Origin of the sequence: Mediterraneibacter massiliensis (genome assembly GCF_001487105.1) — a bacterium.
Taxonomy (GTDB): domain Bacteria; phylum Bacillota; class Clostridia; order Lachnospirales; family Lachnospiraceae; genus Mediterraneibacter; species Mediterraneibacter massiliensis.
In genome coordinates, this window is sequence record NZ_LN913001.1 from 865,954 (window position 1) to 888,374 (window position 22,421).

At 43.4% G+C, this 22,421-nt stretch carries 22 protein-coding genes, 1 tRNA gene and 1 pseudogene; 19 read left to right on the forward strand and 5 right to left on the reverse strand.

The genetic code is table 11. From position 1 onward, the window contains the following. The first annotated feature begins 13 nt into the window (after nucleotides 1–13). From topA to BN3282_RS08410, 12 genes are all read left to right on the forward strand, one after another. Nucleotides 14–2,086: a type I DNA topoisomerase gene (gene topA, locus BN3282_RS08355; RefSeq protein WP_059068270.1), complete on the forward strand. Its 2,073-nt coding sequence runs from the start codon at nucleotides 14–16 to the stop codon at nucleotides 2,084–2,086. Between the two features lie 93 nt (nucleotides 2,087–2,179). Continuing rightward, nucleotides 2,180–2,959: a GTP-sensing pleiotropic transcriptional regulator CodY gene (gene codY / locus BN3282_RS08360; protein ID WP_059068272.1), complete on the forward strand. Its 780-nt coding sequence runs from the start codon at nucleotides 2,180–2,182 to the stop codon at nucleotides 2,957–2,959. Between the two features lie 66 nt (nucleotides 2,960–3,025). Further along, nucleotides 3,026–3,340 (forward strand): hypothetical protein, encoded by a 315-nt coding sequence (locus BN3282_RS08365; protein WP_059068274.1) that lies wholly within the window; start codon nucleotides 3,026–3,028, stop codon nucleotides 3,338–3,340. A 140-nt stretch (nucleotides 3,341–3,480) separates the two neighbouring features. Further along, the gene (locus BN3282_RS08370; protein WP_059068276.1) at nucleotides 3,481–3,765 is read left to right on the forward strand and encodes a co-chaperone GroES; all 285 of its coding nucleotides are present in this window, start codon (nucleotides 3,481–3,483) and stop codon (nucleotides 3,763–3,765) included. A 60-nt stretch (nucleotides 3,766–3,825) separates the two neighbouring features. Further along, nucleotides 3,826–5,451, forward strand: a complete 1,626-nt coding sequence (gene groL, locus BN3282_RS08375; RefSeq protein WP_059068278.1) for a chaperonin GroEL — start codon at nucleotides 3,826–3,828, stop codon at nucleotides 5,449–5,451. Between the two features lie 243 nt (nucleotides 5,452–5,694). Then, the gene (gene guaB, locus BN3282_RS08380) at nucleotides 5,695–7,149 is read left to right on the forward strand and encodes an IMP dehydrogenase (RefSeq protein WP_059068280.1); all 1,455 of its coding nucleotides are present in this window, start codon (nucleotides 5,695–5,697) and stop codon (nucleotides 7,147–7,149) included. 131 nt (nucleotides 7,150–7,280) lie between these two features. Further along, nucleotides 7,281–7,724 (forward strand): GNAT family N-acetyltransferase, encoded by a 444-nt coding sequence (locus BN3282_RS08385; RefSeq protein WP_059068282.1) that lies wholly within the window; start codon nucleotides 7,281–7,283, stop codon nucleotides 7,722–7,724. Between the two features lie 169 nt (nucleotides 7,725–7,893). After that, nucleotides 7,894–8,577, forward strand: a complete 684-nt coding sequence (locus BN3282_RS08390) for a peptidoglycan recognition protein family protein (RefSeq protein ID WP_059068284.1) — start codon at nucleotides 7,894–7,896, stop codon at nucleotides 8,575–8,577. A 219-nt stretch (nucleotides 8,578–8,796) separates the two neighbouring features. Then, on the forward strand, nucleotides 8,797–9,582 hold the full coding sequence (locus tag BN3282_RS08395) for a shikimate kinase (protein ID WP_059068286.1): 786 nt from the start codon (nucleotides 8,797–8,799) through the stop codon (nucleotides 9,580–9,582). Then, entirely contained in the window at nucleotides 9,582–10,082 is a 501-nt protein-coding gene (locus BN3282_RS08400) for a YqeG family HAD IIIA-type phosphatase (RefSeq protein WP_059068288.1), read from the forward strand. The genes BN3282_RS08395 and BN3282_RS08400 overlap by 1 nt, the downstream gene beginning before the upstream one ends. Before the next feature lie 119 nt (nucleotides 10,083–10,201). Next, on the forward strand, nucleotides 10,202–10,759 hold the full coding sequence (gene efp / locus BN3282_RS08405; RefSeq protein WP_059068290.1) for an elongation factor P: 558 nt from the start codon (nucleotides 10,202–10,204) through the stop codon (nucleotides 10,757–10,759). A gap of 251 nt (nucleotides 10,760–11,010) precedes the next feature. Then, the gene (locus tag BN3282_RS08410) at nucleotides 11,011–11,988 is read left to right on the forward strand and encodes a DUF5688 family protein (RefSeq protein WP_242866623.1); all 978 of its coding nucleotides are present in this window, start codon (nucleotides 11,011–11,013) and stop codon (nucleotides 11,986–11,988) included. A gap of 97 nt (nucleotides 11,989–12,085) precedes the next feature. Here BN3282_RS08410 and BN3282_RS08415 read toward each other — a convergent pair whose 3' ends face one another. Further along, nucleotides 12,086–13,834 carry an IS1634 family transposase gene (locus BN3282_RS08415; RefSeq protein ID WP_059066375.1) on the reverse strand — a complete coding sequence of 583 codons (1,749 nt, stop codon included), beginning with the start codon at nucleotides 13,832–13,834 and terminating at the stop codon, nucleotides 12,086–12,088. Between the two features lie 139 nt (nucleotides 13,835–13,973). Here BN3282_RS08415 and BN3282_RS15195 point away from each other — a divergent pair, with 139 nt between their 5' ends. The 4 genes and pseudogenes from BN3282_RS15195 (at nucleotide 13,974) to BN3282_RS08430 (ending at nucleotide 15,357) form a co-directional block, all read left to right on the forward strand. Then, the gene (locus tag BN3282_RS15195; RefSeq protein ID WP_205408536.1) at nucleotides 13,974–14,147 is read left to right on the forward strand and encodes a DUF5688 family protein; all 174 of its coding nucleotides are present in this window, start codon (nucleotides 13,974–13,976) and stop codon (nucleotides 14,145–14,147) included. A 48-nt stretch (nucleotides 14,148–14,195) separates the two neighbouring features. After that, nucleotides 14,196–14,267 (forward strand) — tRNA-Arg (locus BN3282_RS08420). A 62-nt stretch (nucleotides 14,268–14,329) separates the two neighbouring features. Next, a pseudogene (locus BN3282_RS08425) lies at nucleotides 14,330–15,034 on the forward strand (AzlC family ABC transporter permease). After that, complete coding sequence (locus BN3282_RS08430) at nucleotides 15,025–15,357, forward strand: branched-chain amino acid transporter permease (RefSeq protein WP_059068294.1); 333 nt, start codon at nucleotides 15,025–15,027, stop codon at nucleotides 15,355–15,357. The pseudogene BN3282_RS08425 and the gene BN3282_RS08430 overlap by 10 nt, the downstream one beginning before the upstream one ends. A 107-nt stretch (nucleotides 15,358–15,464) precedes the next feature. Here the strand turns inward: BN3282_RS08430 and BN3282_RS08435 are convergent, their stop codons facing one another. From BN3282_RS08435 to BN3282_RS08450, 4 genes are all read right to left on the reverse strand, one after another. Further along, entirely contained in the window at nucleotides 15,465–16,259 is a 795-nt protein-coding gene (locus BN3282_RS08435) for a hypothetical protein (protein ID WP_059068296.1), read from the reverse strand. Continuing rightward, complete coding sequence (locus tag BN3282_RS08440) at nucleotides 16,253–16,951, reverse strand: ABC transporter ATP-binding protein (protein ID WP_059068299.1); 699 nt, start codon at nucleotides 16,949–16,951, stop codon at nucleotides 16,253–16,255. The genes BN3282_RS08435 and BN3282_RS08440 overlap by 7 nt, the downstream gene beginning before the upstream one ends. Next, nucleotides 16,948–17,319 (reverse strand): GntR family transcriptional regulator, encoded by a 372-nt coding sequence (locus tag BN3282_RS08445; protein WP_059068301.1) that lies wholly within the window; start codon nucleotides 17,317–17,319, stop codon nucleotides 16,948–16,950. Before BN3282_RS08445 ends, BN3282_RS08440 begins: the two co-directional genes overlap by 4 nt. 104 nt (nucleotides 17,320–17,423) lie before the next feature. Beyond that, complete coding sequence (locus BN3282_RS08450) at nucleotides 17,424–18,332, reverse strand: deoxyribonuclease IV (RefSeq protein WP_059068303.1); 909 nt, start codon at nucleotides 18,330–18,332, stop codon at nucleotides 17,424–17,426. A gap of 180 nt (nucleotides 18,333–18,512) precedes the next feature. Here BN3282_RS08450 and argS point away from each other — a divergent pair, with 180 nt between their 5' ends. Genes argS through BN3282_RS08465 form a run of 3 tightly spaced genes read left to right on the forward strand, consistent with a single transcriptional unit; the run spans nucleotide 18,513 to nucleotide 22,380 of the window. Next, complete coding sequence (argS, locus tag BN3282_RS08455) at nucleotides 18,513–20,279, forward strand: arginine--tRNA ligase (protein WP_059070341.1); 1,767 nt, start codon at nucleotides 18,513–18,515, stop codon at nucleotides 20,277–20,279. An 8-nt stretch (nucleotides 20,280–20,287) separates the two neighbouring features. Continuing rightward, a complete protein-coding gene (locus tag BN3282_RS08460; protein ID WP_059068305.1) occupies nucleotides 20,288–21,457 on the forward strand; it encodes an alanyl-tRNA editing protein in 1,170 nt (389 codons plus the stop codon). After that, nucleotides 21,454–22,380, forward strand: coding sequence for a CPBP family intramembrane glutamic endopeptidase (locus tag BN3282_RS08465; RefSeq protein ID WP_059068307.1), 927 nt, complete (start codon nucleotides 21,454–21,456; stop codon nucleotides 22,378–22,380). The genes BN3282_RS08460 and BN3282_RS08465 overlap by 4 nt, the downstream gene beginning before the upstream one ends. Nucleotides 22,381–22,421 lie beyond the last annotated feature (41 nt).

Sequence of the window (22,421 nt, forward strand, 5' to 3'; positions counted from 1 at the left end):
GGAGTAGTATTTTATGGCGCATTATCTTGTAATCGTGGAGTCACCGGCGAAGGTAAAGACAATCAAAAAATTTCTGGGGAGCAGTTACACGGTAGATGCTTCTCAGGGACATGTGCGGGATCTGCCCAAAAGCCAGTTAGGCGTGGATGTGGAGCATGATTATGACCCGAAATATATTACCATACGCGGAAAAGGTGATATTCTGGCAAAATTAAGAAAAGAAGCAAAAAAAGCAGACAAGGTATATCTTGCGACTGACCCGGACCGGGAGGGGGAAGCAATCTCATGGCATCTGGCGGCGGCATTGAAGTTAGACTCCAAGAAAATGCGCAGGATCACATTCAATGAAATTACAAAAAATGCCGTGAAAGCATCTTTAAAGCATCCGCGGGACATAGATATGAATCTGGTGGACGCGCAGCAGGCGCGCCGTGTATTAGACCGGATGGTGGGGTATCGGATCAGCCCGCTTCTCTGGGCAAAGGTAAAGAGAGGTTTAAGCGCCGGGAGAGTACAGTCTGTAGCTCTCCGTCTGATCGCGGATCGGGAAGAAGAAATAGATGCGTTTATACCGGAAGAATATTGGAGCCTGGATGCGATTCTTAAGGTAGAAGGAGAAAAACGACCGCTGACGGCAAAGTTCTATGGAACAGAGAAAGAGAAAATAACGATCCATTCAGAAGAAGAGATGGATAAGATCAGGAAAGAATTAGAAAAAGAGCACTTTTCTATTACAAATATCAAGCAAAGTGAAAGGCTGAGAAAAGCGCCTCTTCCATTTACGACAAGTACGCTGCAGCAGGAGGCGGCAAAGGCGTTGAATTTTGGTACGCAAAAGACGATGCGGATCGCGCAGCAGTTGTATGAGGGGATCGATATCAAAGGAAATGGAACAGTGGGCGTTATCACTTATCTGCGTACGGATTCTACCAGGATCGCAGAAGAGGCAGATGCAGCGGCAAGAGAGTATATTGCCGAGACCTATGGAAAAGAATATGTGATAGAACAAACAGGGACAAAGAAGACAGAGAAAAAGATCCAGGATGCTCATGAGGCGATCCGTCCTACAGATATTACGAGAACACCAGCTTCTTTAAAAGAGTCTCTCTCCAGAGATCAGTTTCGTCTGTATCAGCTGATATGGAAGCGGTTTGCGGCAAGCAGGATGCAGCCGGCCCGATACGAGACAACGGCAGTAAAGATCGGCGCCGGGAAATATGTCTTTACAGTAACAACGTCCAAGATCGCGTTCCAGGGATTTCGCTCGGTCTATACAGAGGCAGATGAAGAAAAGGAAGAGAACAATGTACTGGTAGGCGGACTAAAGGAAGACTCTCGCCTGGAAAAGGAGGAGTTTGATGCCAAACAGCACTTTACACAGCCCCCTGCGCATTATACGGAGGCGACGCTTGTCAAGGCTTTAGAGGAACTCGGCATCGGCAGACCGAGTACGTATGCGCCTACGATCTCGACCATCCTGGGCAGACGTTATATTACCAAAGAGGCGAAAAATCTATATATCACAGAAATAGGTGAAGTTGTCAACAGTATTATGAAACGCTCCTTCCCGAGTATAGTGGATGTGAATTTCACAGCGAATATGGAAGGCCTTCTGGATATGGTGGAAGAAGGAAAAGTAGCATGGAAAGATGTCATACGAAACTTTTATCCGGATTTAAATGAGGCCGTTAATACAGCGGAGAAAGAGTTGGAAAGTGTGAAGATTGAAGACGAGGTGACAGATGTCGTTTGCGAGGAATGTGGACGCAATATGGTCATCAAATACGGTCCTCATGGCAAATTCCTGGCTTGTCCCGGTTTTCCTGAATGCCGGAATACGAAGCCATATCTTGAAAAGATCGGAGTTGCGTGTCCTTTATGCGGCAAAGAGGTTGTGATCCGCAAGACGAAGAAAGGACGAAAATATTACGGGTGTGAAAATAATCCGGAGTGTGAATTTATGTCATGGCAGAAGCCATCCAAAGAAAAATGCCCGGAATGTGGAAAATACATGGTGGAAAAGGGAAATAAGTTAGTTTGTTCGGATGAAAAGTGTGGATATGTCCGAGAATTGAAAAAGATTTAATGAATTGTATTGAAAATTCAGAAATTATATGATAACATATGCTTGTCTAGTGAATTGATGGGTTTTGTATATACAATTGGTTTGGAGGAAATGATGAGCGTACAGTTATTAGATAAGACAAGAAAGATTAATAAACTGCTGCACAACAATAATTCTAGTAAGGTGGTTTTTAATGACATATGTGCTGTCCTTACAGAAATTTTAGATTCCAGTGTTCTTGTTGTCAGTAAGAAAGGGAAGATCCTTGGCGTTAGTAAATGCAATACAGTAGACGAGATACACGAATTGATCACAGAGTCAGTCGGCGCGCATATCGACAGTATGCTCAATGAGCGTCTGCTGAATATTCTTTCCACAAAGGAAAATGTCAATCTGGAAACGCTGGGCTTCTCGGCAGAGGCGGCGCAGGGTTATCAGGCGATCGTTACACCGATCAATATTGCGGGGGAACGTCTGGGTACACTGTTTATCTATAAGCAGACGGATATGTATTCTATAGACGATATTATTTTAAGCGAATACGGGACGGCTGTTGTGGGACTTGAGATGCTGCGTTCTGTCAATGAGGAAAGCGCAGAGGAGACGCGGAAAGAACACATTGTACAGTCTGCGATCAGCACGCTTTCTTTTTCGGAGTTGGAGGCGATCATCCATATTTTTGAAGAACTGGACGGAACAGAAGGTATCCTGGTCGCAAGCAAGGTGGCTGACCGGGTAGGAATTACTCGTTCTGTGATCGTCAATGCGCTGCGCAAATTCGAGAGCGCAGGCGTGATCGAATCCCGATCTTCGGGGATGAAAGGAACGTATATAAAAGTTTTGAACGATTATGTATTTACAGAGTTAGAAAAAATTAAAAAAGAACGTATGTGATATACAAGAAAAGAAGGGGTATCAGAATAGACTGATACCCCTTATGTGACAGAAGGAGGGACGAGGATGTACGAAGGAAATCCGGTAGACTTAAAGATGGAAAAGGTGATATCGGCAGATGGAATCTTTGACGAAGTGACACATCAGTGCCGCGTTTTAAGATATGATCTGGAAGAAGACGAGATGTTTTTGGAATTAAAGGAGAAAGACCTGACTGCTATTTCACTGGACGCGAAATATAGATGTTATATTTCAGCGAGAACTGAACTGTTGTACTGCACGGGTGTCGTGAAAGAGAGGTATCAGTCTGAAAACAGAAATATATTGAGATTTAGGATTGAAAATGGATTCTACAGTGTGCATGAAACGGGAAGAGGTTAAATGAATATAAACTAATTATAAAATTTAGAAACTCTGTTGACAAATAGTCAGCAGAGTGCTATTTTATATTCATGAGGTTAGCACTCAGTACAAATGAGTGCTAATAAAAGGCATAAAGCAAAAATTAAGGAGGAATTACTATGAAGTTAGTACCATTGGGTGACAAAATTGTGTTAAAACAGTTAGAAGCAGAAGAAACAACAAAATCAGGCATCGTTTTACCTGGGCAGGCAAAGGAAAAGCCGCAGGAAGCAGAAGTTATAGCTGTAGGACCTGGTGGAATCATAGATGGAAAAGAAGTGACAATGCAGGTGAAAGCAGGGGATAAAGTTATTTATTCCAAATATGCGGGAACAGAAGTAGAGTTGGAAGGCGACAGTTATATTATCGTAAAACAGAATGATATACTTGCGATCGTAGAATAAAGCCTGAAAATTGAAGTGAAAGAATCAATACTGAGAAAATAAAAAAGGAGATGCTTAAAAATGGCAAAGGAAATCAAATATGGAGCTGAAGCCAGAGCAGCGTTGGAAAAAGGTGTAAATCAGCTGGCAGATACAGTAAGTGTAACATTGGGACCAAAAGGAAGAAATGTCGTACTGGATAAATCTTTTGGCGCACCGCTTATCACAAATGACGGTGTAACGATCGCGAAAGAGATCGAACTGGAAGATGGGTTTGAAAATATGGGAGCACAGCTGATCAGAGAAGTTGCTTCTAAGACAAATGACGTAGCAGGTGACGGAACGACAACAGCAACTGTTCTGGCGCAGGCAATGGTAAACGAAGGAATGAAGAACCTGGCAGCAGGCGCAAATCCGATCGTACTGCGCAAAGGTATGAAAAAAGCAACTGACAAAGCTGTAGAGGCGATTGCGGCGATGAGCAGTAAGGTAAAAGACAAAGAGCAGATCGCAAGAGTTGCAGCTGTTTCTTCAGGTGATGAGTCTGTAGGACAGATGGTAGCAGACGCTATGGAAAAAGTTTCTAACGACGGCGTTATCACGATTGAAGAATCCAAGACGATGCATACAGAATTGGATCTGGTAGAAGGTATGCAGTTCGACCGCGGATACATTTCAGCATATATGGCAACAGATATGGAGAAAATGGAAGCCAACTTAGAAGATCCATATATCCTGATCACAGATAAAAAGATTTCCAGTATCCAGGATCTGCTTCCTCTGTTGGAACAGGTTGTACAATCAGGCGCGAAACTTCTGATCATTGCAGAGGATATCGAAGGCGAAGCACTTAGCACACTGATTATAAATAAACTGCGTGGAACATTCAACGTAGTTGCTGTAAAGGCACCTGGATATGGAGACAGAAGAAAAGAAATGCTGCAGGATATTGCGATTCTGACAGGCGGCCAGGTGATTTCCGAAGAACTCGGACTTGATCTGAAAGAAACGACAATGGAACAGCTTGGACGTGCAAAATCTGTAAAAGTACAGAAAGAAAATACTGTGATCGTAGACGGATGCGGCGATAAACAAGCGATCGAAGATCGTGTCGCACAGATCAAAAGAGGAATTGAAGAGACAACTTCAGACTTTGACAGAGAAAAATTACAGGAAAGACTGGCTAAACTTGCCGGTGGTGTTGCAGTGATCCGCGTAGGCGCTGCTACAGAGACAGAGATGAAAGAAGCAAAACTGCGAATGGAAGACGCGCTGAACGCAACAAGAGCAGCCGTTGAGGAAGGAATCATCGCAGGAGGCGGTTCCGCTTATATCCATGCGGCAAAAGAAGTGGAAAAGATGGCGGAAGAACTGGATGGAGATGAAAAGACAGGCGCTAAGATCATCTTGAAAGCTTTGGAAGCTCCATTGTATCACATTGTTACAAACGCAGGTCTGGAAGGTTCTGTGGTCATCAATAAGGTAAGAGAAGAAAAACCAGGAATGGGATTTGACGCATATAAAGAAGAATATGTAGATATGGTAAAAGAAGGAATCTTGGATCCGGCGAAGGTTACAAGAAGTGCCCTGCAGAATGCGACAAGCGTTGCGTCTACACTGCTCACAACAGAATCCGTCGTTTCTACGATCAAAGAAGATACACCTGCTATGCCAGCCGGCGGAGCGGGCGGCATGGGAATGATGTAATCTATTTCCCGAAAGCAGATAAGAAAAAGAAAGAGAAGTCTAAAACAGGCTTCTCTTTTTTTGAAATCTGGCAGAATAGCAAGGAAATTTTCTTTTATAAGCAGGGCTTCATAATAGAGTTTAAAAATTCTCAATATCAAATAGAGATACCGTGCGGCAATCTATTGACAATTACTTTGAATTTTTGTACCATATCAGATAAACCAAAGTTGTACATATTTGAGAAAGAGAGGAAGAGAAAACATGGGAAAAATTATCGGAGAAGGTATTACATTTGACGATGTGCTCCTGGTACCGGCATATTCAGAAGTAATTCCAAACGAGGTGGATCTGTCTACAAATCTGACAAAGAAAATAAAATTAAATATCCCAATGATGAGTGCCGGCATGGATACTGTTACAGAACATCGTATGGCGATCGCGATGGCGAGACAGGGCGGGGTCGGCATTATCCATAAAAATATGGCGATCGAGCAGCAGGCAGAAGAAGTGGATAAAGTAAAACGCTCGGAGAACGGTGTTATCACCGACCCATTTTTCCTTTCCCCGGAACATACATTAGGCGATGCAAATGATTTGATGGCAAAATTCCGTATTTCAGGAGTACCGATCACAGAAGGCAGAAAACTGGTTGGAATCATCACAAACCGTGATTTAAAGTTTGAAGAAGATTTTTCAAAGAAGATCAAGGAGTCCATGACATCAGAAGGACTCATTACGGCGCAGGAAGGAATCACGTTGGATGAGGCGAAGAAAATTCTTGCCAAAGCAAGAAAAGAGAAACTTCCGATCGTAGATGCAGAGGGCAATTTAAAAGGCCTGATCACGATAAAGGATATTGAAAAGCAGATCAAATATCCTTTGTCTGCTAAAGATTCTCAAGGGCGTCTGCTCTGCGGAGCTGCTATCGGTATCACGGCAAATTGTCTGGAGCGTGTAAGCGAACTGGTAAAAGCAAAAGTAGATGTGGTTGTCATGGATTCCGCGCATGGACATTCTGCTAATGTGCTGCATACAGTCCGTATGGTGAAGGAAAAGTATCCGGATCTGCAGGTGATTGCAGGAAATGTAGCGACAGGAGAGGCGACAAAAGCCTTGATCGAAGCAGGGGCGGATGCAGTAAAGGTTGGGATCGGACCAGGTTCTATCTGTACGACACGTGTAGTTGCAGGTATCGGCGTACCGCAGATTACGGCTGTTATGGATTGTTACGAGGCAGCAAAAGAATATGGCGTGCCGATCATTGCAGATGGAGGTATCAAATATTCTGGTGATATGACGAAAGCGATCGCAGCGGGCGCGAATGTCTGTATGATGGGAAGTATCTTTGCCGGATGTGATGAAAGTCCGGGAACATTTGAACTTTTCCAAGGCAGAAAGTATAAAGTATACCGTGGAATGGGCTCTATCGCGGCCATGGAAAATGGAAGCAAAGACCGTTATTTCCAGGAAAACGCAAAGAAACTGGTACCTGAAGGCGTAGAAGGACGAGTTGCGTATAAGGGAACAGTGGAAGATACGGTGTTCCAGCTTATGGGTGGGATCCGTTCCGGTATGGGATACTGCGGCGCTCATACGATCGAAGAATTAAAGGAAAGCGGAAAATTTATCAAGATTTCTGCGGCGTCCTTAAAAGAGAGCCATCCACACGACATCCATATTACAAAAGAAGCTCCGAACTACAGTGTGGATGAGTAGGGTAAACAGATAAGAAAAGAAGATAAGGAAAACATGGAAAGGAGAGATCCTGCAGGCGGCACAGAGCCTGCAAGGTCTCTTCTTGCTTGGCGGAGTTTATTTTTTGAAATTAGCTTCGATGGGAGGAAGTTATGGAAAGTGCGGAGATTTTGCGGGTTTTTGATGAAGAAAGTCTGAGGCGTTGTTTGGAAATACGAGAAAAAGTGTTTGTCATGGAAAAGAAAGTACCTAAAGAAGTAGAAAGGGATACATACGACCGGTTAGAAGGTCGCTGTGATCATTTTTTGATAAGAAACCAAGGAGAGGACGCCGGAGCGCTGCGATGTCTATATATAGAGGAAAATATAGTGAAAATACAGAGATTTTGCATTTTGAGAGAATGGAGAGGGAAGGGAGTGGGGAAACAGGCAGTAAAATATATTGAAAAATATTATCATAGCCGAAATGTTAAAAAAATAGAAATGGATGCGAAATACGAGGCGGTTGGATTTTATGAGGCATGCGGATATGAAAAAGTATCAGATATTTTCATAGAAGCAGATAAGAAACATATAACGATGCGGAAGAATATATAGGAGATTTTGCTGTGAAGGAGTATACTGCGTGGAAAGACAGTGGAAGAAAATAAAGAGAGAATATATCGCAGGTCTCTGAAAAGGAAAATGAATTTAAGAAATTCTTATAAAATCGTGTGTACAAAATGTGCTAATATAGAGGCAGATCAAGCGACTAAGGGGCATACAAATGAAAAGAAAGAAATACAGCAGAAATACATACAGATACAGTAAAAGGAAGAAGCAGTTGTATACGAAGATTGGATTGTGTGTACTGCTTATCCTTACCCTGCTTTCTATCCTGTATGCTTGTATAGGCAAGCAGAATAAAGACAATACAGGTATCCGCGTAGATGCGTCGAAGCCGGAGATCGACGTACAGCTTTTAGATGTCAATGAGTATTCCAGACCGGGAATAGAGTCAGACGGCATTACCGGCATTGTGATTCATTATACTGCCAATCCGGGCTCCACTGCCCAGGAAAACAGAGATTATTTTAATGGATTAAAAGACAGCGGTGAAACATCTGTGAGCAGCAATTTTGTGATCGGGTTGGAAGGGGAGATCATCCAATGTGTCCCCACCTGGGAAGTTGCGTATGCATCCAATGAGAGAAATAGGGATACAGTATCCATAGAATGTTGTCATCCAGATAAGAGCGGGGAATTTACAAAGGAAACGTATCGTTCGGCGGTACAGCTTACCGCATGGCTGTGTGAGAAATTCGGGCTTACTGAAAACGAAGTGATCCGGCATTATGATGTGACAGGCAAGAACTGTCCAAAGTACTTTGTGGAAAATGAGAAGGCGTGGGAACTATTCAAAGGAGATGTAAAGGCCGCTATGGAAAGGTCGGAAGAAGGTGCGAAATAGGTAGACGCAAAAGGCAGCTGTGCTCTATATATCTGGGAGCGGATGTTGGTGACGGATGTTAGAGGAATATTTCTTGCTATCACATACAAAAGTTGTTATAATATGTTAGATTGCTAGTTCGTGCCCTGGCGGCAGTAGGAGTTAGCGCAGCAGGCGGACAGCAAATACAGGCGGCTGGTCGTAAGATAAGATCTGTTTTGCCGGAAAAGGAAGAAAGAGATGAATGATTTAGAGATGTACCGGGAGCAGCTGGCGATCTGCGACGATAAGATCATAGATGCTCTGATCGAGAGAAATGCTGTGATAGAGAAGATCATGGCATATAAGGAAAAATATGGAATGACCGTTTTACAGCCTGCACAGGAAGAAAAGCAGGAAAAACGGCGAAGAGAAAAGCTTGCAGGGAATAAATACCAGGAAGAGATACAGGATGTTTTTAAAAGGATCATGCGCAGCAGCAAAAGGATCCAGGCGAGAAAACTGTTTCATTATAATATCGTTTTGATCGGTTTTATGGGAGCAGGAAAATCCACGGTATCAGATTATCTGAGTACGGTGTTTGCCATGCGCCTGATAGAAATGGATCAGGTGATAGAAGAACAAGAAGAAATGAGTATTTCGGATATTTTTGCCACATATGGTGAAGAATATTTTCGAGGATTGGAGACAAAACTCTTAAAAGAGCTGCAGACAGGAACAAATTGTGTCATTTCCTGTGGGGGCGGGGCCGCTCTGCGTGAGGAAAATGTCAAAGAGATGAAGAAAAATGGCAGGGTGGTTCTTTTGACTGCCAGTCCGCAGACTGTGTATGAACGAGTAAAGGGCTGCGACGACCGTCCTGTGCTTGCCGGCCGTAATAACGTAGAAGCGATCGCGGAGATGATGGAGATGCGGCGGGAAAAATATGAGGCGGCTGCAGACGTAGTCATCCAGACGGATCATAAGACAGTATTGCAGATATGTGAAGAAATCATTACAAAATTGATGGAGTTAGATGAGAAGTAATGTTTGAACGTTTTTTTCCGGATGTGTATATGGAATCGACATATGCCGTCCCATTTGAAAAGTTGTATGAAGAAGGTATAAGAGGAGTCATATTTGATATAGACAATACACTGGTACCGCACGGCGCGCCGGCGGACGAGCGTGCGGAAGATTTGTTCGCGCGGCTGAAAGGCATCGGGTTTTCGACTTGCCTTATATCCAATAATCAAGAGCCTCGTGTAAAGATGTTCAATCAGAACATTGGAACGGATTATATATATAATGCCCATAAGCCGTCCACGAAAAATTATGTCAAGGCTATGGAGATCATGGGAACAGACAGGACAAATACGGTCTTTATCGGAGATCAGTTATTTACAGATGTATGGGGAGCTAAGCGTGCGGGAATACGCAATATCTTGGTGAAACCGCTCCATCCGAAAGAAGAGATACAGATCGTTTTGAAAAGATACCTGGAAAAAGTGGTTTTACATTTTTACGAGAAGAAAATGCGCAGATGAGAATCGCAGAAAGTGCAGAAAACAAAAAAAGCTTGAAAAAAGAAGCAAACTATTATAGAATTATAAACAGTCGATAGTAGGAGAACGCATAGGAATGCGTGGTTGAAGGAGGATTACGAATGATTTCAGCAGGAGATTTTAAAAATGGTGTGACCGTTGAGATAGACGGAAATATTTATCAGATCTTAGAGTTCCAGCATGTAAAGCCTGGAAAAGGAGCGGCGTTCGTTAGAACAAAATTAAAAAATATCATCAGCGGAGGAGCAGTGGAGAAAACTTTCCGCCCGACAGAAAAGTTTCCGAAGGCGCACATTGATAGGAAAGATATGCAGTATCTGTACAACGACGGAGATCTGTATAACTTCATGGATGTAGAGACATATGATCAGATCGCGCTGAACACAGAAGTTGTAGGAGACGCATTGAAATTTGTAAAGGAAAACGAGACAGTAAAGATCTGTTCACATAATGGCAATGTATTTTCTGTAGAGCCGCCATTGTTTGTAGAACTGGCGATCACAGAGACAGAACCTGGATTCAAGGGTGATACGGCGCAGGGGGCTACAAAGCCGGCTGTAGTAGAAACCGGGGCAACTGTTATGGTTCCGCTGTTTTGTGAAACAGGAGATGTCCTGAAGATTGATACACGTACAGGCGAATATCTCTCAAGAGTATAATAGAATATAAAAAGATATATCGACAGCGTCCTGCCAGTGAAAACAAGCAGGGCGTTGTTTTTCGATAGGAGAAATTTTTCACTATGATAGAATAGAAAAATCGGAATACAACAAAATGTTGCACAAAGTAGGATTGTTTTTTGTAAGCATGTCTTTTATAATTAAAATTACCCGTTAGATTCAATTCAAATAAGATGCAAATCATAAGTATCTGTTGGCACAGATCGTGCCGGTTTTCTCAAAGTAAAAAGATGAACGTGCAAAAGGAAAGGAGCAGTATGGAATATCAGGAATTTGTGCGTGCAGTGAAAGAAGAAGTAAACAGAAAATTAGAAGGAGGGATGAAAGCCGTCATTTATAAGGCAGTAAAAAATAATGGAAAAGAAAAGAGTGGTCTTCTGATAGAGACACCGGGGATCAATATTTCTCCTACGATCTATCTGGAAGAGTTCTATGAAGAGTTTGAAGAGGGGGAATCCTTGGAAAAAATCGCGGTGGAGATCGTATATTTTTATGAAAAAGTACGATGTGAACATTCCTGGGATCCTGAAGAGATAAGAACATATGACAGCGTAAAGAAAAAGATTGCGTTTAAACTGATCAATACAGAAAAAAATAAAGAACTCTTAAAGCTGGCGCCGCATATTTCCATGTTAGATCTTTCAATCGTTTTTTACGTGCTTTTGGAGATAACAGAGTATGGCAGCGCGACAATGCTGCTGTATAACGACCACCTGAACAGATGGAACGTAAGTGTGGGCAGGATATGGGAAGACGCGCGGAAAAACGTGCTGACATTACTTCCCGCACAGTTTTTTACTATGCGTAGTATATTGCAGGGAGACATGGAAAAAGAGGAGTGCATAGGAAACCAGAAAGGACAGGATCTGCTGCAGCATGACAGTCTGGAGAGAGACTGCATGTATGTACTTTCGAACCGTGTTCGCAATCTGGGGGCTGCGTGCATCCTGTATCCGAAGATGCTGGAGAGGATAGGAGGGATATTGGAGGAAGATTATTATATCCTGCCAAGCAGCATACATGAAGTGGTGATCGTGCCGGCATCTAAAGGGACACATTCGGAAGAAATGAGCAAAATGGTAAAAGAGATCAATGGAACGCAGGTCCTTGCGGAAGAAATTTTAAGCGATCACGCGTATTTTTATGAATGTTCAAAGAAAAAGCTGAAAGGTTGCTCTTTACAATCTGCTGGAATTATGCTAGGATAATTAAGGTCCCGTCTTTGACAGTTAGAAGAGAAAAAAACGGCTACAAACCCAGTAAATATGGGAGGTGTAGCCGTTTCTTGTCTTGCATCGATATGTGCTATATTTCAGGTCTTTTTAAAATTTTTGTATTTTTAATGATTGTTCGCATAGAGGCTTTCGTAATGATCTCGTAATCCGTACGGAATCCAAAACTCTGATGCAGAGCATCTGTAAGTTCCGTGCGAGTATACGAAGGAATATAACTACTGGCAGCACTTAAAAAGGTCATATTCATGGCCCGCAGAGTTTGGATGATCTGGTCACAAGTGAATCTGTTCCCAATCTTTTTCTCTAAGAGCCGATAAATAATCAGGCTGATATAGCAAGTCATGAAATGGGCTTTGATCCGATCTTCTCGGCGGACAAATGCGGGACGGGAGCCGAGTTCATCTTTCATGATCCGGAAGTTTTCCTCTATTTCCCAACGCTGCTGATTAATCCGGATGATATCACCCACGTCTCCTTCCAGATTCGTCACTACTGCGTAGAACCCATCATACATTGCTTCTTTTTCTATCTGTTCCTGATCAAGTCCATACACTGTTTTTTCAGCAATCTCTCCATCTTTGGTAACAGTCGTACGTTTTACAAACCGCATAGGGTCATTTTGGTTTGTTCCTTTTCTCTTTTTTCCTGGTGAATCCAAGATCTTTTGTGCTCGTTCAATCTGACATTCCCGGAGCTTTCTCTGGTAAGCAGCATATTTCGGAGAATAGGTAACAATCAGTGTCTCATCCATATCTCCTGTTATAAGGGGATATTCCTTATAGTAAACGGAGTTATAGATTTCTTCATCTGTTTCATCCAGTGTACGAAGGTCGATGAACTTCTGTGCTCCTATCTTGCGGAACTGTGTGGGATTCATCGCTTCTTTTCGCTCTTCCGCCTTCATTTTTTTCAGGGAATGTGTGATTACATAAGCCCTGTGGTTGAAACTGTTGAAGCGGCGGTTGTTGTGAGAACCCAATCCACTGTCTGAACAGAAAATAAATTCGCTGCAGTTGAAATCCCGGATGATCTTTTGCTCTAACGGTTTTAAAGTGGTCTGCTCATTCTGGTTTCCGGGAAAAATATCGAAAGACAGAGGAATTCCATCCGCATCCATAAATAATCCCATGGTGACAATCGGATTTGGTCGGTGTTCTTTGCTTTTGCCGTATTTGCGTAGTTCATCTTCCTGCTCGATCTCGAAATAGAAGTTTGTGCAGTCATAGTACAGGATTTTTTTGTTCCGGGGATGGACAAAGTTGGAATTCCGGTATAACTCACTTTGTATAAAATCGGATTCTTCTGCAATAACAGAAAGGGCGCGGTAAACATCCTGCAAATGATACTTTGGTGGTTCCAGCAGAGTTTTGCAGTACTCATAGCTTTCACGTTTACTGGAAGGATGGAGAATGCGTGCATAGATCAGATCCGTAAAAACAGCGAGCAGGTCATACTGATACTTGTGACGACTTTTGATCGACCGACAGATCTTATCCAGCCGGAGCTCTGTAACCAGAGACTGGAGAAAGAGATATCCGGTATTAAAAAGGCGCTGTTCATTTTTTAGGATGCGAGCTCCTTGTGAAAAGTCCACTGATACTTTTCCATTTTTCAGATTATAAAGTTCGGTTTCTTTCTTTGCCTCGTTTCTGGCCCACGCCATCATCTTATCCTTATCATTGTCGAATTGTGCGAGGAGATCGTTCATCTTTCCCAATTTTTTATAGATATGGGAGGAAGTTTTTCCATTCTCTTTGCGGAAGGACTGATAAATATATACATCTTTGTTGTTTGCACTACCTGTGATATTTACGTACATAAAAAACCTCTTTTCTTTTTATTATATCACAACTAGCACAAACAAGCACTAATAAATTTAAAAAATTTGACAAAAAAAGTGCCTTTTTATAGGCATTGTAAGGTTTTTTTCTTTATTCAACTGTCAAACCCCCGTGATCGTGCCGGCATCTAAAGGGACACATTCGGAAGAAATGAGCAAAATGGTAAAAGAGATCAATGGAACGCAGGTCCTTGCGGAAGAAATTTTAAGCGATCACGCGTATTTTTATGAATGTTCAAAGAAAAAGCTGAAAGGTTGCTCTTTACAATCTGCTGGAATTATGCTAGGATAATTAAGGTTACTCTGTTGGGATAAAAACATACAGGGTGCTGCTTTTTATACGTCTGTAGCTCAGTGGATAGAGCAATGCCCTCCGGAGGCATGTGCGGCGGTTCGATCCCGCCCAGACGTGTATTTTTTATGTCTGTAAGCGGAAAGAAAAAAAGAAAGCACATGTTGGAAAGGGGCAGAAGGATGAGAGGGTATAAACAAGCATTTCAAAAAGCATTTCCTTACACGATTCCTGTATTGACGGGATATTTGTTTATTGGCATTGCTTTTGGCGTGATGTACGCGGAAAAAGGGTATTCTGCCTTGTGGGCGGTGCTGATGAGCGTGTTGGTATATGCCGGTTCAGGACAATATCTGGCGGTGAATTTTTTTGTGCCGGGCGTTTCTTTTCTACATGTTGCGTTTATGACATTGATGGTAAATATATGACACATATTTTATGGACTCTCTTTGTTAGATACATTCCACCACATGGGAAAGAAGAGGTGGTATATGATTTTTTCTTTGACAGATGAGACATACTCTCTTTTGTGTACGGTTAAGATACCAAAGGAAGTAGAAGAAGATAAGTTTTTGTTTGCCATCGCTCTTTTGGATCAGAGCTACTGGGTGATCGGTTCGGCGATCGGCGGTATATTAAAAAACGTGCTTCCCTTTAATGCAGAAGGAATTGAGTTTGCTATGACAGCCTTATTCGTGGTGATTTTTATAGAGCAGTGGATGGAGAAGAAAAACAGGATTCCGGCTGCGATTGGAGTGACGGCAGCGTTTGTATGTCTTCAGATCTTTGGAAGCGCAAACTTTGTATTTCCGACCATGCTGCTGTGCATATTGATACTCTTTGTGTCCAGAAAGCAGCTTTCAAAGGAGGCGGGTATATGCCGGTAAATGCGGGAACTTCTATTTTGATCATTCTGGTAGTGTCTGTGACGACATTTTGTACGAGGGTAGTGCCCTTTCTTGTATTTCCGAAAGGAAAGAAGATCCCTGCGGTCGTAGAGTATCTGGGTAAGGTGCTGACGCCTGCGGTGATCGGTATGCTGGTCGTGTATTGTCTGAAAGACACGGCCATAGCAGCTTCGCCGCATGGCGTGCCGGAAGCGGCGGCAGTATTGACTGTGGCAGTGCTGCATATTTGGAAGAGAAATAATTTGTTGAGTATAGGCGTGGGAACAGTGCTGTATATGTTTTTGATACAAGTGGTCTTTTAAGCATAAGTAAAAGGTGATAAAAGAAAAGCGGAGAAGATATACCCGAATAGGAAGTATCTTCTCCACTTTTGTTTATGCACCTGGCAGCGTGCGTTTCTAGCGGAAAATCATATAAGATTAATTTTCTTTTTCATAATGTAGTAGGTGGCAATATACTCCGGTATGGCAGTGATCGTTACTAAAAATACGCCAAGTCCAATACTGGAAAACAGGTAATGGGCGGCGGTGTCTCCGATCAGTACATTGTTGGCATTTGGGAAAAGCCCAAAGAGTATCATGAAGATAAAAGAAAACATCTGTATAACAAAGGTGAGCACAAAATAGACAATAATAGAACAGAGGATCCTGTGCCCGGGGAAAAGCTGTCCGATCGCAATAGATACATAGATCATAATGACAGAGGCGACCGTGCTGAATAGTGTAAACAGACATAGATATAACGCAAAGGAGGAAAGCGGCATGCCAAGTGCCTCCGTTATCTCCGGCGCGATCTGTACATATAAGGAAGTTACATTATTACCCGTCACAAGAATAATCAGCCCCAAAAAACATAAAAGAATATCTGCGATGCACCAGATGGTACCGGAGATGATCTTGCTCCACAGCTGCACAAGCGGTGTAGCAGGCAAAGTCCAGGTGAGATAACCTTCATCTGTAAACAGATTTTTATAAAAACGGACAGTAATAACTGCGCAGGTGGCGAAAGATGCCCCCACGAGCAAAAGCGTAAAGAATGTGATAAAGATTGCCAGTGAAGCGCCCAGGGCTTCAGCGGGGGCGTTAAAATCCACCCCGTTCAGTATAAAGCGTCCCAGGATACACGCGAACAACAAAATGGCGTGTACAATAAGGATGATTTTGTAACCATATTTTAAATCGTATTTTACAAGTTTCCCTAGCATCTGAATACCTCCCGGAATAATGCGTCGACCGATTTTCCTCTCTGTGAGCGTATTTCATCGACAGTGGCATTTAAAGCAAGCTGACCACACTGTAAAAATACAACTCTGTCTAATACGTTCTCAATGTCCGAAATGAGATGAGTAGAGATCAGTATGGTGGCGTTTTCGTTATAATTAGTCAAAATCGTCTGGAGGATATAATCTCTTGCGGCAGGATCTACACCTCCGATGGGCTCATCCAGGATATATAGATCGGCGTCACGGCTCATGACGAGGACGAGCTGTACTTTTTCCTTTGTGCCTTTAGAAAGAGAACGCAGTCGGGTGTGTGTGTCGATCCCCAGATCTTTCAGCATAGAGGCTGCGCGCGCGGGGTTAAAATTGTCGTAAAAATCGACATAATATGCGAGAATGTCGTCTACTCGCATGTGTGTGTTTAAATAATTTCTTTCCGGAAGATAGGAGACGATCTTTTTTGTCTCTACGCCCGGAGACATGCCGTTGATCATGATGGTTCCGTTCGTAGGAGTTAAAAGTCCGTTTGCTAACTTGATCAGCGTTGTTTTGCCGCTTCCGTTGGGCCCGAGCAGCCCTACGATCTGCCCTCTCTCCAGTGTTAGATCCAGATTAGAGAGCGCGAAAAAATTGCCGTATTTTTTTGTCAGACCCTGGCACTCTAAAATTGGTTTCATTGTTTCTCCCCCTTTAATGCATCCTGTATCATATGAAGCGTTTCTTCGTCCCCAAAACCCAGTTGGTGCATTTTCTCGAAAAATTGTCGGATATGTTCTGCTGCAAGCTGCATTTTCATTTTTTTGAGCATAACTTCATCTTCTGTGATAAACCGCCCGCTTGTTCTCTGGGAATATACAAGACCGCTGCGTTCTAGTTCTGAAAGGGCTTTCTGCATAGTGTTGGGATTCACAGCGGCGTCTAAAGCCAGATCGCGGACAGAAGGAATTTTGTCGCCGGGTTTATAAATCCCGGAAATGATATCTTGTTGGATGCGTTCCATCAATTGTAGATAAATAGGACGGTCATCATCTAAATCCCATGGCATCTGCGTCACCTCGTTTTCTTACTATCTGTACTATACATATAGTACAATCATACAATGAAAGGGGGGGGCTGTCAACAGATATTTACACAAATTATGCCGTTTGTTCATTCCTTTTCATGAGCGTTTATAATATGCTGTTTGAGCTGCGGATCAAAAATCCCGTTTTTTAGCATTTCTATTTCATATTTATACGGAGCGTAAGCTTTTTTTGCATGGATCTCTGAAGGGATATACGGCGTTTCCAGGATCTTTGGAATGTCTGTAAAATCTTTATGGTGTACGATATAATGCAGGGCATCAAATCCAATCTGCCCAAATCCGATATTTTCATGGCGGTCTTTGCGGGCACCGGGCACATTTTTACTGTCATTTATATGAAAGACAGCAATCTGTTCTTTTCCCAGTATATGGTCAAAATCAGAGATTACATCATCAAAATGCCGGATGATATCGTAGCCGCTGTCGCTTGTGTGGCAGGTATCAAAGCAGACACGGAGCTTTTCGTTATATGTTACACCTTCATAGATAGCGGCTAGTTCTTCAAAGGTACGTCCTATCTCAGAGCCCTTGCCCGCCATTGTTTCCAGAGCGATACAGCAGTCGGTTTCCCTGGTGAGCACCTCGTTGAGTCCTTTGATGATCTGGGCGGTTCCGACCTCTGCGCCTTCTCCGACATGGGAACCGGGGTGCAGGATGAGCAGATGGCTTTTACAGGCAATGGTACGCTGGATCTCTTTGTCCAGAAATTCTACGGCAAGCGAAAAAGTCTCTGGTTTTACTGCATTGCCCAGATTGATGATATAAGGCGCGTGTACTAGGATCTCGTCTATTCCATGCTCTTGCATATATGCCCAGGCAGGGTCTATATTTAATTCTTGGATTTCTTTTCTTCTTGTATTTTGAGGAGCGCCGGTATAGAACATAAACGTATTGGCACCATAGGAGACAGCCTCTCTGGCAGAACCAAGCAGCATATCCTTTCCACTCATTCCTACATGTGAACCTATTTTCATGTATTGTATTCCTTTCTTTCTATAATAATACAGTCATTATAAAATGACAGAATGAAAATGGCAATATTGAAAATGATTGGCTTGCCGTTACAAAGGAGACATGTTAGAATAACATGGTATAAAAGCAGCGGTAAAAGACGCGGCTGCGGGAAGTTGGAAAGAACGGAGAGTGGAAGAAAATTGAAGACACTGTTGGAAAAGATTACGATAGAAGTGCGGGAAGCGTTTCAAACAGCGGGATATGATGAAAAGTTTGCGAAAGTGACGCTGTCAAATCGTCCGGATCTGTGCGAATACCAGTGCAACGGAGCGATGGCAGCTGCTAAGACATATAAAAAAGCCCCTGCTATGATAGCAAAAGACGTAGTGGAAGCGTTACATGACAGCGCCTGTTTTGAGACAGCAGAAGCAGTCAATCCAGGATTTATCAATCTGAAAGTAAAGAAAGAATTTGTCACTGGATTTTTAAATGAAATGGCAGAGGATGAAATGCTGGGCGTCTCAAAATGTGAGAACCAAAGAACGGTCATGATAGATTACGGCGGACCGAATGTCGCAAAACCGCTTCATGTAGGACATCTGCGTTCAGCGATCATAGGAGAGAGTATTAAAAGGATCATCCGATATAAAGGCAACACCGTGATCGGGGACATTCATCTGGGCGATTGGGGCTACCAGATGGGACTGATCATAACAGAACTGAAAAAACGTAAACCGGATCTTCCGTATTTTGACGAGTCTTTCGAGGGGGACTATCCAAAGGAAGCACCGTTTACGATCACGGAGTTAGAAGAAATCTACCCGACCGCCAGTGCCTATGCAAAAGAGCATGAGGACTATCGGGAGGAGGCACTTAAGGCAACCTATCTGCTGCAGAATGGGCACAGAGGATATCGGGCGGTATGGGAACATATCATGCATGTGTCTGTGACAGATCTGAAGAAGAATTATCAAAACCTGCATGTAGAATTTGACCTTTGGAAAGGAGAGGCAGATGCGCAGAAATATATCCCGCCTATGGTCGAGATGCTCAAAGAAGGCGGTTATGCGCACTATGATGAAGGCGCTCTTGTGGTAGATGTGCAGGAGGAGTCGGATAAGAAGGAAGTCCCCCCTTGTATGATCTTAAAATCAGACGGGGCAGCTCTATATGATACGACCGATCTTGCCACTTTGGTAGAAAGGGAGAAGCTCTATCAGCCGGACGAGGTCATCTATGTGGTAGATAAACGGCAGGAGATGCATTTTATCCAGGTGTTCCGCTGTGCAAAAAAGACAGGGATCGTAAAAGAAGAGACAGCGCTTAAATTTTTAGGATTTGGAACGATGAACGGCAAAGACGGAAAGCCGTTCAAAACGAGAGAAGGCGGCGTAATGCGCTTGGAGAACCTGATACGAGAGATCAATGAAGAAATGTATAAAAAAATCATGGACAATCGTACAGTATCCGAAGAGGAGGCAAAGCGTACGGCGCAGATCGTCGGGCTGGCGGCGATCAAATATGGCGATCTGTCCAACCAGGCGGGAAAGGATTATATCTTTGATGTAGACAGATTTACCTCTTTTGAAGGCAATACAGGTCCTTATATTTTATACACGATCGTGCGCATCAAATCTATCTTGACAAAATACGCAGAGGACAAAAATGTGCTGGAAGGACTGCGGATCGGTACAGCGCAGAATGCCTGTGAGAAGACATTGATGTTGGAAGCGGCTAAGTTTAACGATGTGATCGATACGGTTTATGAGGAGACCGCTCCCCATAAGATCTGTGCGTATATCTATGATCTGGCGAATGCGTTTAATAAGTTTTATCATGAAACGAAGATCCTGTCAGAAGAAGATGAACAGAAGAAGGAGAGTTATATCGCGCTTCTTGTGCTGACGAGGAAGATATTGGAGACGAGTATTGATCTGCTTGGTTTTACAGCGCCGGAAAGGATGTAATATAGAAAATGACAGAAAAGTTATTTTATATAGACAGCCATATGAAGAACTTCACAGCCAGGGTAGAGGCGTGCATAAAGGACAAAGAAAAGTACTGGGTCGTTTTAGACAGGACAGCATTTTTCCCGGAAGGCGGAGGGCAGTATGCGGATACAGGTACCCTGGACGGGATGGAAGTGCTGGATGTAAAAGAGAAAGATGGAAAGATCTTTCATCTGCTTAAAAGTCCTCTTGTACTGGGCAGCAGTGTGAAGGGAGAGATACGCTGGAAAGAGCGTTTTACAAAAATGCAGCAGCATACAGGGGAGCATATCGTCTCCGGACTGATACATGGGAAGTTTGGTTATAATAATGTGGGATTTCATTTGGGCAGTGAAGACTGTACAATGGATTTCGATGGGGAGATCACCCGAGAAGAACTGCGTGAGATCGAATGGGAAGCGAATCATGCTGTGGTACAGAATCTGGAGGTAGTGGTCAGCTATCCGTCCAAAGAGGAATTGGAAGTATTGGCATACAGGAGCAAGATCGAGATCGCAGGACAAGTCAGGATCGTGACGATTCCGGGATATGACGTATGCGCCTGCTGTGCGCCGCATGTGAAAAAGACGGGAGAAATCGGTGTGATCAAACTGACAAACGTGCAGCGCTATAAAGGCGGCGTTCGGATAAGAATGTTGTGTGGTTTTCGTGCGTTGGAAGATTACGATAAAAAAGAAGACTACGCAAAAGAAATTTCAGCGGAACTTTGCGCGAAAGAAAGTACGATCGTCGAGGCAGTCCGGCATTTGAAAGAAGAATACGCGCGGGAAAAAATGCGGAGCGCAGATCTGGAGAGAAAGTGGCTTGCTTACCGGGCAAAGGAAATCCCGCAGGAGGAAGATGCGGTATGCGTGTTTGAAGAACACTTGGGAGGGGATGCACTCAGAATGCTGATGAATCTGCTTTTGGAACAGGAACGGATCTGCTGTGTGGTATTTGGAGGCAATGATACAGATGGGTATCGGTATGTCATGGGAAGCAGAAGTATAGATGTCCGGCCTCTGGCAAAAGAGATGAACGGATACTTTTCCGGAAAAGGCGGCGGAAAGCCGGAAATGGTACAGGGGACTGTCCTGGGAAAAGCGGAAGAACTGCAGGCATGGATTCTTGAGAAAGCGAGGAATATAAAGCCATGAACCGTATTTATAGGAAAAGTCCTTTTTGGAGTGTGTGCGGACCGTTTTTAATCTTTATGGGGATCGAGATGGCGGTGCAGACGATCGTGGAAATGATCGTTATGATCCCGTATATGGCAAAACTGCTTGCAGAGGAGATGAGAGCAGGCGGCCAGGCTGTCCCTGCGGAGGAAACAGCAGCAGTCTTAAACCAAGTGCTGACGGTAATGGCAGAACATCAGGTAGAAATAGCGGCACTGTGTGCATTGTGTACACTTCCGATGACGATTTTTTTGTTCCGCAAAGACCGAAAACTGGAGCAGACGTATCAGATCCCGGTAAATAAGAAGGCTAAGTGGAATGCATATCCGCAGCTGATCGTCCTTGGGGCTGCTTTTAGTATAGGGTTTACTTGTCTGTCTGCAATGGCTGAAATCGCTTTCTACAGTGAGTCGTATCAAGAATCACAAGCAATCGCCTATGCGGCGGGCTTTCCGGCGCAGATCGTATGCTTGGGGATTTTAGCACCGTTGGCGGAAGAAATGATGTTTAGAGGGATCCTGTTTAAACGCTATAGAGAAAATAATCGTTTTTTCAGAGCTGCCGTTTATTCTGCCTTGTTGTTTGGATTGATCCACAGTAATACGATACAGATGATCTATGGGTTTGTGACAGGAATGTTTCTGGCATATGTCTGTGAAAAATATGGTTCCATATGGGCGCCGATCTGTCTTCATAGTATGATGAACATAGCCTCTCTTGTATTGACAAAACTAGGTGTCTTTAACTGGCTGGCAACAGAGCCCATGAAAATGGCATTTGCCGTAATCTTCAGCGCGTTTGTTGCTTCAGTCGTATTTGTGCGGATCCAGAAGATGGAAGAAAAACCGGAACAGCAGGAACCCCCTGCACAAGATAAGATCACACCGGACATGTTCCGGTAGCGGGAAAATGTCTATAAGAATTCTGTTAGTAGACAGTTGGA